This is a genomic window from [Pseudomonas] carboxydohydrogena, from assembly GCF_029030725.1.
GTDB classification, from domain to species: Bacteria; Pseudomonadota; Alphaproteobacteria; order Rhizobiales; family Xanthobacteraceae; genus Afipia; species Afipia carboxydohydrogena.
Map to the genome: position 1 here is coordinate 1,884,972 of NZ_CP113162.1, position 16,899 is coordinate 1,901,870.

Genomic DNA, 16,899 nt, shown 5'->3' on the forward strand with positions numbered 1-16,899 from the left:
CCGGCCTCCTGCCGCTACTGCATCGACTGGAAGTCCGGCGGCAGGCTCTGCTGCTTGCCGGTGTTGAAGTCGAAGATCTTGCGCAGCACACCCGGCGCCATCGCCGAAATCGGATTGACGCGCAGCACCGGCGCGCCAGGCGTGCCGACGACCTCATAGGTCACGCCGATCAAGCCCTCGTTGCTGCCGCCGCCGAGCACGAGACCGACGATCGGGATTTGTCCGAACATGTTGTTCAATCCGTACATCGGCACAAAGGTGCCGCTCATCCGCACCTGATTGGCCGTGTAGTCGATATCCCCCTCGATAGTCGCACCGACCGCGGGCCCGCGTACCACGCCGTCCTTGATCCGAAGCTGGCCGGTCTGGCGGGTGAATTCGGTGCGCATGCGCGTGAAGGCAATCCCCTTCGGATTGTTGACGTTGCCGCCATTGTTGACCACCCGATCCAGCGCCGCCTCGCCCTTGACGGTGAAATCGGTGACATTGAGCAGGCCTTCCTGCGGCGTATCATCGGCGGTCGGCGTGTCCATCGCCACCCACATCTCACCGCCGACCATCTTCGAGTAAGTGTCGGTGAAACGGAACAGCGCGCCCGCATCGTGGGTTTCGACGAACAGCAGATCACGGCCCCGCCCGCGCGACCGCAGGCTGCCGGTCACCGGCGTGTCCCGGCCAAGTTTGCCGGACAGCGAAAAAGCCCGGATCGTGCCGCCACGGCGCGAGAGCTTGAGATCGACGCTGCGAAGCGCTTCGCCATAATAACCCGCAATCGCGCCAAGCTTGGCATCGACATCGAAATTGTCGAGCTTGACCGCCGACTTTCCGGCTCCGTTCTTTGTGCTGCCCGACAACGCGCTCTTGATGAATCCGCGTCCGTCGAACACATCGCCGCGCAGCGTCACCTTCAGCGAGCCATCGCTTACCCGCTCCGCCTTGAGCGAGGCCTTGTCGCCCTCCGACGGCGCGAAGGTCGGAAATAAAGCGCTGACCAGATCGTTGTTCTGGTCAACCTCCACGGCGCCCTTGATCGATGTTCCGCCGCCGTCGATGACGATATCCTCGAAACGGGTGCCTTGCGGCTTGTGAACGATGTTGAAGGTGATGCGGCCCGCCTTACCCGCGATCTTGGTCCAGCCCGGCAGGATGTTGTCGATCTTGGCGGGCGTGAGATCCGCATCCACCCCGAGTTTGCTGTCGTCGCCGCCGATCTTGCCGCTGATCTTCACAGGGATCGCGCCAGAGACGCTTGAGCCAAGATCGACCCCGAGCTTGGCGCGCGCGGCATCGTCGAGCGTCGCCGCGAGACGGATGTCCGCATCGCCATCGGCGTCCTTGTGATAGTCGATCGAGGCCGGCTGGCCCGCGATCTTCACATCGCCCTTGACGCGATAGCCCTGATTGTCGGCGACGAGCTTGAGCGTATTGGCTTCCAGCTTCTGGTTCATCGCCAGCTTGTCGATCGACACCGCGCCGAGATCGACACTGACGGAGTATTTGGTGTCTTCCTTGGTCAGCGCGGTTTTCAGCGGCATGTTCAGAGTGACGATCGCCGCGACATTGCCCTTGCTGGTGGCGGGATCGATCGTATTCCCGCCGACGTCCTTCAACCGGTCCGATTGAAGGATCTCGGCCGCCGCCGGCACCGGCCCGTCGAGGCGGAAGCGCACGCTGGCCGGCGCGGGTTTCGGCACGAGGTCGGGGACCTGGAACAGGACATCGGAAATCGTGAGCTTGCGCCCTCCCGGCGTATCGACGCCGCCCTGACCTATCGTGACCTTCACCGTCCGGCCGCTGACATGGCCCTTCATGTCGGCGTTATGGACCATGGGTAATTCGTCGAGCGGATGCAGCTCAACGCCCGCCGCCGAGAAATCGACCGACAAGCCCTCGTCCGGAATCGGCGGGCCGCCGCGCGCAAGGGTGTGGATCGGCGCGTTCACCGCGATGTCGAGATGCTGCAAGGTGCCGCCGCTGACGCGTTCGATCAGCCATTCGCGCACCTCCGGCACGATCAGGATCGGCCAGATGTTCTTCAGCGTCGATGCGGGCATCGCCGTCGTCGCGAGGCCGAGTTGAACCTGCGCCGCGGGCATCGAGTAATCGACCGCGCCCGAGCCCGCGACGCCGACCTCTCCGTTGCTGATATCGCACTGGGTCATGACGATCCGGCGATGTTCGGTATCGAACCGCAGGCGCACCGCGATGCGGTTGAAGATGACCGGGTTCTCTCCCTTCGGACCGGCGAGCACGATGGTGCCGCCGGACAGTCCCAGTTGCCAGTTCGGCGTGCGTCCGTTCGGAGCCTCGAGATGCGCAAGCGAGGTGACGCGATTGCTTCCCGAGGTGATCTGGAAAGGCGCGACCATGACGCGTCGCCCGGCATCCCAGTCGAGGCGGGCCTCGATCTGATCGATCGCCATCGGATAGTCCGGCGTAGCGCGATCGATGACGCTGCCCTTGCCGATGGAGAGAACACCGCCGAGATAAGTCGGCAAGCCGTCGCGGCCGACCTCACCCTTGATCTCGCCGCTCAGCAGCATGCCGTCGGTGGTGTAGGTGAAGTCCTTCAGCCGCGCGGCAAGGATGAGGTTTTTGGTCGGCACCTTGTTGGCCGTCAGTTCGACCTGCCGCACGCCGTTCTGCGGCGCACCGACGCCGAGCCTGAGCGACCAGGCATCCGCACCTTCCTCACCCACGGTCATCACAACGCCGCCCGCCGTGGGCCGCCTCAGGCTGAGGCTGATATTGTCGAAGGAGATTTTTGTCTTGCTCTGCTGGTCGTCCACCAGAAGCGAGCCATTGCGCAGACCGATCTCGTTCAGGCTCTGGCCATCCAGTCCCTTGGAGCCGAGCGTGTCGAGCCAGTTCATCACCGCAAGTAATCCGGGCGCGGACGCCGGGACCGCTGAGGGTTGTCCCGCTGCGGGAGGAGCCTGCGGGTAATCCGGTGGCGCGATCACCAGCGGCTTCACCGGCACCTTGCCGGTGGCGAGCGGCTGCGTGGTGCCCGCGGTGGACACGATTACCTCGCCCTCCGGCGTAATCCGCACCGACAATTCCGCATCGACGAGCCGCAGCGTCTCGGCGCGCAGCGTACCGAACAAAAGCGCCATGCCGGACAGGCGCACTTCCGCTTTCGGGGCGCTCGCAACGATGGCGCCGTTGTGGTCGCGCACCACGATGTCGCGCAGGCGCACCGCGACCCTGATCCGTCCCGCGCGTTCGATCTGGGTGCCTCCAACCTGGACGGTGTGATCGCGCCCGAGGTTCTGCTCGATGGCGGAGGCAAGCCATGGCGTGACGACATCGAGATTGATCGGTCCCGCGCCGAGGCGCAGCCACAATCCGAAAAAGCCGACGCCAAAGACGACGGCGAGAACGCCGAGCGTGGCGATGGTCCGGCGCAGCCAGACCGTGTCGAGAATCCGATGACCAAGTCTTGCGAAGGGAGCGGTCAGGCGGTGCAGGCCGACACGGCGGCGCTTGAGCAGGCGCCGGGCCTGATGGCAGCGTTCATCTTCCCACTCGGGAGCATCCCAATGGCTCGTTTGAGGTCGCGACGCTTTCTGAGGCTTCGAGTCCTGCATTGCCTCACGTTGGCGTTGAGCGTCGATTGGCTACGATGCGGGTTCTGATCGCCGGGGAAAATGGCTCAGAACGCGGCATGCAGCGAATCCCGTCTGTTATATGTCCCGTCCAACAGCGGGCGTGGCGAATCCCGCGTCAGTGTATCCCAAGGCCGGTAAATCCCAAGGTGCGTGAACCAAGGGCTGGCAAATGCCCAGCAGGCGATCCCGGCAGGCCCCTTCCTGCCGCAGCGTCAGGCGGAGCCAATTGACGGGCTGAAAGCGACGAAAGGAAGGCGTATGACCAAGAAAACGAACAAGAAAACCTCCAAGAAAACCGTCAGGAAAGCCGCCACGAAAGCTGTCACGAAAGCTGTCACGAAAGCCGCTGCGGCGAAGAAATCCCGAACAACCGCCAGCACTGGCCCTGCCACAACCGGGCCAGCCCACACCCTCAACGAAGGCATGGCGGCTCCCGCCTTCCGGCTGTCCCGCGACGACGGTGGCAACGTGTCGCTCAAGGACTTCGCCGGACACAATCTCGTCCTGTATTTCTATCCGCGCGCGAACACCCCCGGCTGCACACTGGAAGCCGCCGATTTCACCCGCCTCTCGCCCCGGTTCGAGGCCCTCGACACCGCCATCCTTGGCGTCTCCGCCGATTCGCAGGCGGCCTTGCAGCGATTCCGCAAAAAGCATGACCTCAACATCGCCCTCGCCTCGGATGAGACGCTTGCGATGCTCAAGGCCTACGGCGTGTGGGGCAAAAAAACCTTTATGGGGAGAACCTTCGACGGAATTCTTCGCACAACGGTTTGGATCGGCCCCAAGGGCCGCATCGCCCGGATCTGGCGGAACGTCAAAGTCCCCGGCCACGCCGAGGCCGTGTTCGACGCCATTCGCGAGGCATTTTCCTGAATATTAACCATGACGGTGTCAGATCGCCTCTGGCAGCCGCGCCGCTTGTTTGGCCGGCTCAGGAGTTCCGATGTCGCCGCCCCACCGCCAGTACAACCAGACGCCCCACCATTTTCCGCATGATGACGGGCGTCAGATGCCTCATCGCCCGCCTCCACCGGCCCGGAACACTCCGCAACGGCGATCCAAGCCCAACGGCTATGCCCTCATCCATCACGGCAGGCAGGTCCGCGTCGGGCCGGTCGTGTTCTGGATCATCACCGGCTCCATCATCCTGATGGGCGCGTGGTCGGCGGCAACCGCGACCTATTTCGCCTTCCGCGACGACGTGCTGACACGCCTGATCGCACGTCAGGCCGAGATGCAATACGCCTATGAGGACCGCATCGCGGAGCTTCGCTCGCGGATCGACCGGACGACCAGCCGTCAGTTGCTCGATCAGGAGGAATACGACCAGAAGCTCACGCAGATCCTGCGCCGTCAGTCCACGCTGGAATCGCGCGCCAATGCGCTGATGGGCCTGCCGGACAACGCGGCCACCGGCTCGATCCGGCCGACCCATACGCCACGCGGAACGCCGAAGCCCTCCCCGATCAACGACATCGCGCCGGTCGACACCACGCCGTCCGGCCGCGAGGCTAATCTTGAGGAGCGCCCGTCCCTCTTCGAAAAAATCCGCACGCACGTGACCGGGAAACGCGGCAACGGAAACATGCTGGCGCGGCTCGAAACCTCACTCGACAAGATCGAAAAACGGCAGGTCGCAAGCTTGAATGCCGCCGAGACCCGCTACGACACGCGACTGAAGCGTGTGCGCGGCCTGATCTCCGACCTCGGCCTGAACATGTCGCAACTCGAAGCCGCGACGCCGAAGAGTCATGTCGGCGGCCCGTACGTTCCCGTGCGCGCTCCGGCGGCTAATGCTAACGATTTCGATAAGCAGGTCTACCGCGTCGCGCTGAATCGCGCGCAGGTCGACAAGCTCAACCGCACGCTGGCGATGGTGCCCTATCGCAAGCCGGTGGTCGGCGAGATCGAATTGTCCTCGGGCTTCGGCGTCCGAAACGATCCGTTCATGGGGCGGCCCGCGATGCACACCGGCCTCGATTTCCGCGCTTCGACCGGCGATCCGGTGCGCGCCACCGCTGACGGCAAGGTTACATCCGCCGGATGGTCAGGCGGCTATGGCCGGATGGTCGAGATCGATCATGGCAACGGTCTTGCTACCCGTTACGGGCACCTGTCGCAGATCGACGTGAAAGTCGGCGATGTCGTGAAGATCGGCGAAGTGGTCGGCGAAGTCGGCTCCACCGGCCGTTCGACCGGACCGCACCTGCATTATGAAACGCGCATCAATGGCGAAGCCGTCGATCCGCAACGCTTCCTGCGGGCGGGCGCACGGTTCGCTCAGGGCTGACCGTCTTACGTGCCCATTTAATCCTCGCGGCGAAACCGCAGATGCATGGCGTTCGGTGTCGCGATGTGTTCGCTGACCGTGTAGCCGAGCGCAGGAAGATCGATCCCGTCAAAAAGGGATTCGCCGCGCCCCAGCAGGACCGGCGAAATCGCGATGTGCAAATCGTCGATCAGCCCTGCGCGAAGATACTCGCGGATCGTTGCCGCGCCGCCGCCGACCCGAATGTCCTTGGTTCCGGCCGCCTGCCTCGCGCGGTCAAGCGCCGCCTCGATTCCGTCCGTTACGAAATGAAAGACGGTGCCGCCCTTCATCGTAATCGGCGCACGTGCGTGATGGGTCAGGACAAAAACCGGACAGTGATAAGGCGGCTCATCGCCCCACCATCCCTTCCACGTTTCATCCGGCCAGGCGCCGCGAATGGGACCGAACATGTTCCGTCCCATGATCCACGCGCCGAGATTTTCAAAACCCATCGCGGCCAGATCGTCGTCAGGCCCGGTTGCGCCGCCGTCCTTCCCAAAGACCTTTTTCTGGAACGTGCGCGTGGCCATGGCCCATTGATGCAGACCAAACCCGCCAATGCCAAGAGGACTCTCAAGGCTCTGGTCAGGGCCCGCGCCATAGCCATCGAAGGAGACCGAGAAACTGCGAACGATTAGTCTGCCTTGTGGATTCATCGCAGCTCCTGACAAAGAAAAATCAGTCCACGTCCTCGATCTGGCCGGGCGCGGTGCCGAAGGCCTTCTGCGCCAGCGTCGCGGCCATGAACTCGTCGAGATCGCCATCGAGCACGCCGGACGTGTCCGAGGTCTGCACGCCGGTGCGAAGATCCTTCACCATCTGGTACGGTTGCAGGACGTAAGAACGGATCTGGTGGCCCCAACCAATATCGGTCTTGGCGGCCTGATCGGCGGCGGCCTGCTCCTCGCGCTTCTTGAGTTCGATCTCGTAAAGGCGCGCGCGCAGCATGTCCCACGCCTGCGCGCGGTTCTTGTGCTGCGAACGCCCGGCCTGACAGACGACGGCGACGCCGGTCGGGATATGCGTGAGGCGCACCGCGGATTCGGTCTTGTTGACGTGCTGACCACCCGCGCCACCCGAACGCATGGTATCGACGCGCACATCGGATTCGTTGATGTCGATCTTGATCGAATTATCGACCACCGGGAAAATCGCGATACTCGAAAACGACGTGTGCCGACGTGCGTTCGAATCGTAAGGAGAAATGCGCACGAGGCGGTGCACGCCTGCTTCGGTCTTGAGCCAGCCATAGGCATTGTGGCCGCTGATCTGGATCGTCGCGGACTTGATGCCCGCTTCTTCGCCTTGCGTCTCTTCGAGATACTCGATCTTGAAACCCTTGCGCTCGGCCCAGCGCGTGTACATGCGCAACAGCATCGAGGCCCAGTCCTGGCTCTCGGTTCCGCCCGCGCCCGCATGGACTTCGAGGTAGGTATCGAACCTGTCGGCCTCGCCGCTTAGCAGCGCCTCCAGTTCCTGACGCGCAACGTCCTTCTTGAGCGCCTTCAGCGCGTTTTCGGCCTCAAGCACCACGGCCTCGTCGTTCTCGGCCTCGCCGAGTTCGATCATGCCGATCTGGTCTTCGAGTTCACGTTCGGTCCGCCCGATGCCACCAAGCTGGTTTTCCAGCGAGGTCCGCTCCTGCATCAGCTTCTGGGCTTTCTGCGGGTCGTTCCAGAGATTGGGGTCTTCGGCGAGATTGTTCAGTTCGGCGAGACGCGCGGTTGCGGTATCGACGTCAAAGATGCCTCCTCAGCAGCCCGACTGACTGCTTGATCTCTTCGACAAGGCGTTCGATTTCAGGACGCATCTTGGTTCTTCGTCTTTCATTGAAACAAGGAGGCGCGCACGCGCAAATTCGTGCCGCAGGACTTAGCCGCTGCGGCGCGCCGATGCAATCAGGTCAGTAAAGGCCGCCGGTACCCGGGCGCATGATCGCGCGATCCGCGTCTGGCGACACGGTGAGTACCTGCCCGTTACCGTCGGCCATGCCGATGGCCGCGTAATTGTCAGGCGGCGCGGTGCCCGGCTTGAAGGCCTCGAGGATGGTGCGGCCGGTATCGCCCGGCCCCGCCCGCATGCCGCTCTTGAGATCGACGCGTACGAGCTTGATGCCCGCAGGCACACGGAACGGCACCGCGGGCTTGTCCGCCAGCGCGACTTTCAGGAAGTCCTTGGCGATCGGGGCGGCGAGATGGCCGCCGGTGCCGCCACGGCCGAGCGGCTTCGGCTTGTCGTAGCCGATATACAGACCGACGACGACATTCGGCGAGAAGCCGACGAACCAGGCGTCCTTTTCCTCGTTGGTGGTGCCGGTCTTGCCCGCGATCGGCTTGCCGACCTCGCGCACGACGGTCGCGGTGCCGCGCTGGACCACGCCTTCCATCATCGAGGTGATCTGGTAGGCCGTCATCGGATCGAGCACCTGCTCACGCCGGTCGATCAGCGTCGGCTCGGGCTGGTTGTGCCAGCCTTCCGGCGCATCGCAGCCACGGCATTCGCGCTGGTCGTGCTTATAGATGGTGTGGCCGAAACGGTCCTGGATGCGATCGATCAGCGTCGCCTTCACACGCTTGCCGCCATTGGCGATCATCGAATACGCGGTCACCATGCGCATCACGGTCGTCTCGCCCGCACCGAGCGCGTAGGACAGGTAGTTCGGCAACTCGTCATAGACGCCGAAGCGCTTGGCGTATTCGCCGATGATCGGCATGCCGATATCCTGCGCAAGCCGCACCGTCATGTTGTTGACGGAGTGCTCGAGGCCGAAACGCAGCGTCTGCGGGCCGTAATACTTGCCGGTCGAATAGTTTTCCGGCCGCCACACATTGCCCGAGCCCTGATCGATTTCGATCGGCGCATCGACCACGATGCTCGACGGCGTGTAGCCGTTATCCAGCGCGGTCGAATAGACGATCGGCTTGAAGGATGAGCCGGGCTGCCGGTAGGCCTGCGTGGCGCGGTTGAACTGGCTCTGGTCGAACGAGAAGCCGCCGCTCATCGCCAGCACGCGGCCGGTGCTCGGGTCCATCACGATCATGCCGCCCGACACTTCGGGAATCTGGCGCAGCCGGTATTGCCCCTCGACGGCCTTGCCGTCCTTGCCAAGCAGCGGATCGACGTAGACGACATCGCCCGGCGTCAGCACTTGCGTCACCTTGGTCGGCGCCTTGTAGCGGGTCGGCCCCGAGGCCGCCTTGGCCCAGCGCACGCCGTCCATGGTCACGAGGCCGGTATCACGCGCCTTGGAGATCGCGCCGCCGAGCACGCGGCCCGGCTGGAAGCCGATGCGCGCCGACTGGTCATTCGCCTCCAGCACCACCGCCATGCGCCACGGCGAAACATCGGACAGCGATTTGACCTCGGCGAGTTTTATGCCCCAGTCGCCGCTGATATCGATCTTGGTGACAGGCCCGCGCCAGCCGACCGACTCGTCGTAATTGACGAGGCCCTTGACCATCGCCTGCCGCGCGATCACCTGCAATTTCGGATCGAGCGTGGCGCGCACCGACAGGCCGCCCTCATAGAGCTTCTTTTCGCCGTAGCGCTCGAAGATGTCGCGGCGGACCTCCTCGGCGAAATACTCGCCCGCGAAGACATGCGTCGCGTTGCTGCGGCTGGTGACGACAAGCGGCTCCTTGCGCGCGGCGGCAGCTTCCGCGGGCTTGATCCAGCCATTCTCGGCAAGACGATCGATTACGTAATTGCGGCGCTCGACAGCGCGATCATGGTTGCGCACCGGATGAAGCTGGGCGGGCGCCTTCGGCAAGGCAGCGAGATAGGCCGCTTCCGCGATCGACAGCTCGTTGACCGACTTGTCGAAGTAAACGAGCGAAGCCGCAGCGATGCCATAGGCGCCGAGACCAAGATAGATTTCGTTGAGATAAAGCTCGAGGATCTTTTCCTTGCTGTAGGTGCGCTCGATGCGCATCGCGAGCAAGGCTTCCTTGATCTTGCGGGTAAAGGAGACTTCGTTCGTCAGCAGGAAGTTCTTGGCGACCTGCTGGGTGATGGTGGATGCGCCCTGCGGACGGCGGTTCGAACCGTAGTTCTGCGCATACAGGAGCGCGGCGCGCGCCATGCCGGTGAAGTCAATGCCGCCATGCTCGTAGAAATTCTTGTCCTCAGCCGCGAGGAACGCGTTGATGACGCGCTTGGGGATCGCCTGGATCGGCAGATAGAGCCGGCGTTCCTTGGCGTATTCGGCCAGCAGCGAACCGTCGGCGGCATGAACGCGCGTCATCACCGGGGGCTCGTAGTTCTTGAGCTGGGTGTAGTCCGGCAGGTCCTTGGAATAATGCCAGAGCAGGCCCGCGACGGCGCTGACGCCGACCAGGAACAGGATCGTTCCGGCGGCAAAAAGGAACCCCAGGAAGCGCACCAGCAACCGCATTCTCAATCCATATTCAGTTTAAAGACGCCTCTGGCCGGGGCGATCTCGCTCCGCGCGACCGGATCGTGGCGGAACCATAGCACTGAGGCAGGCGCTTGCGGGCGACCGATTCAGTTTTCACGATCCCCTCTATAGAGCGGAGGCTGTGTCCAAACTAGGGCTCCTGTCAGGGCTTGGCGTTCACGGATGCCCTGCGCTCATCCGTGTGGCCTGCGCGCCACCACGGGGGCCGAAAAAGGCATCGATCGCGGCGGCAACGGAACCGGCCATCTTCCCCCGCCAGCCTTCCGAAACCAGATTGTGCAAATCACCCTTGTTCGACACGTAGCCCAATTCGATCAACACCGACGGCACATCATGCGCCTTCAGAACCCGGAACCCGGCGGACTTCAGCGGATGTTTATGCATCCGCGCCACCGTCTTCATCTCCTGCACCAAGGTTTTGGCGAACCGGCTTGAGAATGCACGCGTTTCCCGCTGCGTGAGGTCGATCAGGATGTCCGCGACCTCTGTGGGTTCCTCGGTCAAATCGATACCCGCTATGGCGTCGGCCTTGTTCTCCGACTCGGCGAGCCGCTCGGCCTCGGCATCGGACGCCCGCTCCGACAACGTGTAGATCGTGGCGCCCTGCGCATCGCCTTCCCGCTTCGGCAAGGCATCGGCATGGATCGAGACGAACAGCGACGCCGTATGGTCGCGGGCGAACTTCACGCGTTCGGCGAGCGGAATGAAGGTGTCGTCGTCGCGCGTCATCACCACGCGATATTTGCCGGATTTTTCGATGCGCTCGCGCAGCGCCTTGGCGAAGGCAAGCACGAGATCCTTCTCGTTTTCGCCGCTGGAAGCGACTGTACCATTGTCGATGCCGCCATGGCCGGGATCGAGCACGATGACGGGGCGGGAATCCTCGGGCTTGGCATTCTGCGGCGGAATTTTCGCATTTGGATCGGCATCGGCGACGACGGTGGGACGCAAATCCTGCGTCGCGGCCTGCCTCGCCTCGCGCTTCACCGTTTCCGCGTCGGACGCCGCCAGCTCAACCACCAGTCTGGCCGGCTGGCCGTTCGCGGCATCCAGCGAGTACGCCTTTTCGATCTTCGCCGGGCCGCTCAAATCCATCACGATCCGCGAGGCGCCGGGCATCACCATGCCGTAGCGGAAGGCCCGCACGAGTCCCCGGCCGGACTTGCCGCTGCCCTCGGGCAGGCGGAACGCCACCTGCGGAATATCGACCACGACCCGGTAAGGATCGGCCAGCACGAAACCATGCACGTCGACCTTGCGATCCAGATCGAGGATGAAGCGCGATTGCCGCTCGTCACCCGCAACGCGCGCATCGGATGCGACCGGCAGGCTGGCTGCAACTTCCGGGCGTGGTGGAACCGACTCGACCGCGTACGCCGCCGGGGCACCCAACAGTGCCACCCAGGCAAAACCGGCGGTGATCGCTCGCAGAACGCGGATTTTCGTCCAGCTTTTCAAGGAATCCCCCGCCTCGGCGCCCCCTTTTATCCCAATAGGACTCCACGGTTAACCGCTGCTTACCCCTGAAAGACTGTTTACAGGCTTGTGTTGCAGCCGCGTGACGCTTCCCTTGCCAGAAGACCCCAATGACCGTATGTTTTGTCCGCTGACGGTTTGAACTTCCGGTTGTATCGCGTTCAACTCCCGCACCAGCGTTCGGCCCCGATAATGCATTGAGGCCCAACGGATTGACCGGCCCTCCTCCCAGCCAGCGCAGCGCGCGGCCGGGCCCGGAAAGCCGGTTCGAGGTTCGGGAGAAACAGGAAGCCAGACGGCAACCGGCTCGCGCCCGCAAGGACGCGGACTGCCACTCCGGCGCTCACAATGCCGACTGGCTTTTAATGCACCAGCTTCTGCTGGCCCCGTTGGCAAGACAAGGCAGCACACCGCTGCCGAACGATTTAGACGGGCCGCCGCTTAGATGCGCCACACTGTTACGCCGATCCGGACCTCCCGTGAGGTCTTCCCAGGTCCCACGACAATCCAACGCGACACGTTTGCGCGACGGAAGACGTTCGGGCTGGATTCGGCACGGGGCATCGCCTTGTGGTTTGGCCTTCCCCTCACCCCCGAATCAGGTGGACCGTTCCGCCGTCCGGCCGCGCATGCTGCGCTGGCCGCCGGGCCTGCCGTCCGCCGCCATGAGTCCCAAAATGCCCAACAAAATGTTGATCGACGCCACCCACCCGGAGGAGACCCGGGTCGTCGTGGTTCGCGGCAATCGCGTCGAAGAGTTTGATTTCGAATCCGCACAACGCAAGCAGCTTCGCGGCAACATCTATCTCGCCAAGGTCACGCGCGTGGAGCCCTCGCTCCAGGCCGCGTTCATCGAGTACGGCGGCAATCGCCACGGCTTCCTCGCCTTCAGCGAAATCCATCCCGACTACTACCAGATTCCGGTCGCCGACCGTCAGGCGCTGATCGAGGCCGACGAGCGCGCGCATCGCGAGGCCGAGGAGGAAAACGAGAACCGCGCCAGCCGACGCCGTTCCCGCCACCGCAATTCGCGCCGCCGCGACCGTGGCGAGCGCGTGCAGAGCGCGATCGTCGAGGACAGCGCACCGGCCGCCGACGCGGCGCCCGCCTTCCCGCACGATTCCAGCGAACCGCAGCCTTTCGGCAGTTATGGCTACGATGACGAACCCACCGAAGCCGGCGTGACGCCCGCCTCCGTCGCGCCTTCGATGGTCCCGAGCGCCGATACGCAACCGCTGCCGAGCATCGAAGGCAACGATTACGGCGACCAGGCCGACGAAAGCACCGACGATCCGTATTTCGAAGCACCCGCGGCGGTGCACACCGAAAGCGATTCCGCCCATCAGCATGATGAGCATGACCACGACCATGACCATGACCATGACCATGACCATGACCATGACCATGCGTCTGACGACGAATCTCATCACGATGCGCATGACGAACACGATCACGACCATGCCGAAGGCGAACATGTCGAGTCGCCCGTCGCAGACAGCGACGAAGACGAGGATGACGACGAGGCCGAGGAAGAAGAACAGGTCGAATCCGTCGGCGGCGACGACGCGCTGGAGGAAGTGCCGGAGCGCGCCTTCCGCCCGCGCCGCCAGTACAAGATTCAGGAAGTCATCAAGCGCCGCCAGGTGATGCTGGTGCAGGTGGTCAAGGAGGAGCGCGGCAACAAGGGTGCGGCGCTCACGACCTACCTGTCGCTCGCCGGCCGCTATGCCGTGTTGATGCCGAACACCGCGCGCGGCGGCGGCATCAGCCGCAAGATCACCTCGGCGCAGGACCGCAACCGTCTCAAGGACGTGGTGCAGGACCTCGACGTGCCGGAAGGCATGGGCATCATCCTGCGCACGGCGGGCGCCTCGCGCACCAAGCCGGAAATCAAGCGCGACTTTGAATACCTGATCCGCATGTGGGAGACGGTGCGCGACCTCACGCTGAAGTCGCAGGCCCCGACCCTCGTTTATGAAGAGGGTTCTCTCATCAAGCGCTCGCTGCGCGATCTCTACAACAAGGAGATCGACGAGGTGCTGGTGGCCGGCGATTCCGGTTATCAGGAAGCGCGTGACTTCATGAAGATGCTGATGCCGTCGAGCGTCCGCGCCGTGAAGCCCTATCGCGACACGCAACCTTTGTTCTCGCGGATGGGCGTCGAGAGCCAGCTGGACGCGATGTTCTCGCCGACCGTGACGCTGCGGTCCGGCGGCTACATCGTCATCAACCAGACCGAGGCGCTGGTCTCGATCGACGTGAACTCGGGCCGCTCCACGCGCGAACACCACATCGAGGACACCGCGCTCAAGACCAACCTCGAAGCCGCCGAAGAAGTCGCCCGCCAGTTGCGGCTGCGCGACCTCGCGGGCCTGATCGTCATCGACTTCATCGACATGGACGAGAAGCGCAACAACCGCGCGGTCGAACGCAGGATGAGCGATTGCCTGCGGCAGGACCGCGCGCGCATTCAGGTCGGGCGCATCTCGCATTTCGGCCTTCTGGAAATGTCGCGCCAGCGCATCCGCGCCAGTGTGCTGGAGAGCTCCACCGAGCCCTGCCCGACCTGCGGCGGCACCGGCCACGTTCGTTCCGTCGCGTCGGTCGCGCTGCAACTGCTGCGCAGCCTCGAAGAGCAACTGATGAAGAGCGGCACCCACAATTACTCGGTGCGCACCCGCACCGATGTGGCGCTCTACGTTCTCAACCACAAGCGCGGCCATCTGCGCGACCTCGAGGAAGCCTTCCAGGTGACGCTCTCGGTGATCGCCGACCCGACAGTGAACGGCCAGCAGGCCTTCATCATCGAGCGCGGCGAACAGGTGCACACCACCGAAGCCGCCAAGGCCCTCCTCGCCGCGCGCGTTGCCGCGCAGCCGGTCGAGGTCGAGGAATTCGACGACGAGGAAGAGTTCTTCGAGGAAGACGTCGAAGCCGAGACCGAGAACGGTGAAACCGCGGACGCCGAGTCGAGCGAAGCGCGCAGCGAGGGCGAAGAAGGTCCGCGCCGCAGGCGTCGTCGCCGTCGTGGACGCGGCCGTGGCGAAGGCCGCGATGCCGCGCAGCCATCTTCCGCCAATGGCGAAGCTGTTGCCGGTGAAGAGTCCCAGGTTGAATCCGGCGAAGATGGCGAAGACGATTCCGAAGCCGCGCCCGCCCGCGCCGATCAGGAAAACGGCGAGCGCCGCCCCCGCCGCCGTGGCCGCCGTGGCGGCCGCCGCCGCCGTGGCAACCAAGACAATGCCAATGGCGAGGAAATGGCCGCTTCCGGCAATGACATCGAGGCGGATTCCTCGTTCGAGACCCATGAGGAACCACGCGATCTCGGGATGCCATCCTTCGAGGCGCCGCAGCCAGAGACATCCGAGCCTGCGGTTGCGGAAGTTACCGAGACCGCACGGCCATCCGCGGACGAAGCTCCGGCTTCCATGCACGACGAGGAAAAGGCTCCGCGCCGCTCCACCGTGCGCGAGAAGGTCAGCTTCTTCTTCGGCGATACGCCTGCGTCCGAGGCGCCCGTTCCGGCGGCTTCTCCTGAACCGTCCGAGCCGCCGCCACCTGCCGAGCCCGCGCCGACATCGCCGCGCCGCATGGGCTGGTGGAGACGCTCCAGCGAGTAACAAACCGACGGGGCCTTAAACCCCGCCGCATCGTCATTGCGAGCGAAGCGAAGCAATCCAGTTTTCTAGACTGGATTGCTTCGTCGCTTATGCTCCTCGCAATGACAACATCTCAGCCTTGTTGCCCGGAATTGCTTTACGCAAGCCAGCGCGTGATCCGCGCGATCGCCTCTTCCGTCTCAGCCCTTGAGCCTGCGTAGCAGAAACGCAGGAACGATCTGCCGTGGACCGGATCGAAATCGATACCGGGCGTCGCCGCGACATGCGCCTCCTCCAGCATACGGCGGGCAAAATCGAAACTGTCGTTCGTGAAGCGCGAGACATCGGCATAGAGATAGAACGCCCCATCGGCGGGCAGAAAACTATCGAGACCCGCGCGCGGCAATCCCTCGATCAGCAAGCGGCGGTTGTCCTGATAGCCGTGCTTGATTGCATCCATCTCGGCCGTGCCCTCGAACGCGGCTTCGGCCGCGATCTGCGACAGCGTCGGCACCGAGATCGCGAGATTCTGCTGCAACCGCTCGACCGCGCGCACCAAAGGCGCCGGCACCACCATCCAGCCGATCCGCCATCCCGTCATGCAGAAATATTTCGAGAACGAGTTGATGACGAGCGCGTCATCCGACAGCGCAGCCGCTGTGGTCGCCGGGAATGCGTAGTCGAGGCCATGATAAATTTCGTCGGAGATGAAGCGGATGTTCTCGCTGGCGGCGGCGGCCATCAATTCCGCCATCGCCTCGCGGCTCATCATCGTGCCTGTGGGGTTGGCGGGGCTCGCCACAAGAACGCCCTTGAGAGGCGTCTTGCGATGCGCGGCGAGCAGCATCGCGCCGGAGAGCGCATGGCGGGTCGCGGCGGTGGTTTCGATCGGCACCGGCTCGCAGCCGAGCGCCGTCAGAATATGACGATACGGCGGATAGCCCGGCAGCGTCACCGCCACCCGGTCGCCCGGCTCGAACAGCGTCAGAAACGCCAGAATGAAAGCGTTCGACGAGCCGGTGGTGACAACGATCCGCTCGGGATCGAGGTCATGGCCATGCGTCTCGCGATAATAGCGCGCGATCCGCCGGCGCAATGACGGAATGCCCAGTGCAGAGGTGTAATCGAGCCGCCCGGCGTCGATCGCGGCCCTGGCCGCCGCCCGTGCCGTGGCCGGCGCCGGCGACGCGGGCTGGCCGACCTCCATATGGATCACATGGCCGCCCGTCGCCTCGATTCGGGCTGCCGCCGCCATCACGTCCATCACCATGAAGGGCGGAACATCGCCACGGCGCGAGGCCGTCAAAAGCTCCGTCGCGGAGCGAATTCTCCCATCACGCATGAAATCTGCTATGCCCATGATTGAAAACGGAACTGGCCAGGTGCGGTTCGATAACGCCGCCGCGCTCCCGCCGCATTCCGTCCCTTGAACGGTCTTTACCACGCGCTACCGCTGCACTCCATTGCCTGCGGTCGCACCAG

9 protein-coding genes are annotated in these 16,899 nt (G+C 63.9%); 3 read left to right on the plus strand and 6 right to left on the minus strand.

Features of this window, described 5'->3' with window-relative positions:
* Positions 1-14: 14 nt before the first annotated feature.
* Positions 15-3,590, minus strand: a complete 3,576-nt coding sequence (locus tag AFIC_RS09185) for a YhdP family protein (protein WP_275245939.1) — start codon at positions 3,588-3,590, stop codon at positions 15-17.
* 279 nt (positions 3,591-3,869) lie between these two features.
* On the opposite strand from AFIC_RS09185, the gene bcp reads away from it, so the two are divergent.
* Together bcp and AFIC_RS09195 are read left to right on the plus strand one after the other, a co-directional pair.
* Positions 3,870-4,487, plus strand: coding sequence for a thioredoxin-dependent thiol peroxidase (gene bcp / locus AFIC_RS09190; protein WP_275248681.1), 618 nt, complete (start codon positions 3,870-3,872; stop codon positions 4,485-4,487).
* Between the two features lie 70 nt (positions 4,488-4,557).
* Positions 4,558-5,904 (plus strand): M23 family metallopeptidase, encoded by a 1,347-nt coding sequence (locus AFIC_RS09195; RefSeq protein ID WP_275245940.1) that lies wholly within the window; start codon positions 4,558-4,560, stop codon positions 5,902-5,904.
* Positions 5,905-5,921: 17 nt separating this feature from the next.
* Here the strand turns inward: AFIC_RS09195 and AFIC_RS09200 are convergent, their stop codons facing one another.
* The 4 genes from AFIC_RS09200 to AFIC_RS09215 form a co-directional block, all read right to left on the minus strand.
* Positions 5,922-6,581: a dihydrofolate reductase family protein gene (locus AFIC_RS09200; RefSeq protein ID WP_275248682.1), complete on the minus strand. Its 660-nt coding sequence runs from the start codon at positions 6,579-6,581 to the stop codon at positions 5,922-5,924.
* 22 nt (positions 6,582-6,603) lie between these two features.
* Positions 6,604-7,735 (minus strand): peptide chain release factor 2 gene (gene prfB, locus AFIC_RS09205; RefSeq protein WP_275245941.1). Its coding sequence is split into 2 segments (ribosomal slippage): positions 6,604-7,665 and positions 7,667-7,735, totalling 1,131 coding nucleotides; the frame shifts between segments, so codons are not numbered across the junction.
* Positions 7,736-7,828: 93 nt separating this feature from the next.
* Complete coding sequence (locus AFIC_RS09210; RefSeq protein WP_275245942.1) at positions 7,829-10,318, minus strand: penicillin-binding protein 1A; 2,490 nt, start codon at positions 10,316-10,318, stop codon at positions 7,829-7,831.
* 180 nt (positions 10,319-10,498) lie between these two features.
* Complete coding sequence (locus tag AFIC_RS09215) at positions 10,499-11,764, minus strand: N-acetylmuramoyl-L-alanine amidase (protein ID WP_420833389.1); 1,266 nt, start codon at positions 11,762-11,764, stop codon at positions 10,499-10,501.
* 731 nt (positions 11,765-12,495) lie between these two features.
* On the opposite strand from AFIC_RS09215, the gene AFIC_RS09220 reads away from it, so the two are divergent.
* Positions 12,496-15,438: an Rne/Rng family ribonuclease gene (locus tag AFIC_RS09220; protein WP_275245943.1), complete on the plus strand. Its 2,943-nt coding sequence runs from the start codon at positions 12,496-12,498 to the stop codon at positions 15,436-15,438.
* Between the two features lie 136 nt (positions 15,439-15,574).
* Here AFIC_RS09220 and AFIC_RS09225 read toward each other — a convergent pair whose 3' ends face one another.
* A complete protein-coding gene (locus tag AFIC_RS09225) occupies positions 15,575-16,759 on the minus strand; it encodes a pyridoxal phosphate-dependent aminotransferase (protein ID WP_275245944.1) in 1,185 nt (394 codons plus the stop codon).
* Between the last annotated feature and the right edge of the window lie 140 nt (positions 16,760-16,899).

Bases quoted from the DNA above. Each gene is read 5' to 3' on its own strand.
- AFIC_RS09195 (WP_275245940.1), top strand. From the start codon at position 4,558: ATGTCGCCGCCCCACCGCCAGTACAACCAGACGCCCCACCATTTTCCG.
- bcp (WP_275248681.1), top strand. From the start codon at position 3,870: ATGACCAAGAAAACGAACAAGAAAACCTCCAAGAAAACCGTCAGGAAA.
- AFIC_RS09185 (WP_275245939.1), bottom strand. From the start codon at position 3,590: ATGCAGGACTCGAAGCCTCAGAAAGCGTCGCGACCTCAAACGAGCCAT.
- AFIC_RS09210 (WP_275245942.1), bottom strand. From the start codon at position 10,318: ATGCGGTTGCTGGTGCGCTTCCTGGGGTTCCTTTTTGCCGCCGGAACG.
- AFIC_RS09220 (WP_275245943.1), top strand. From the start codon at position 12,496: ATGCCCAACAAAATGTTGATCGACGCCACCCACCCGGAGGAGACCCGG.
- AFIC_RS09200 (WP_275248682.1), bottom strand. From the start codon at position 6,581: ATGAATCCACAAGGCAGACTAATCGTTCGCAGTTTCTCGGTCTCCTTC.
- AFIC_RS09225 (WP_275245944.1), bottom strand. From the start codon at position 16,759: ATGCGTGATGGGAGAATTCGCTCCGCGACGGAGCTTTTGACGGCCTCG.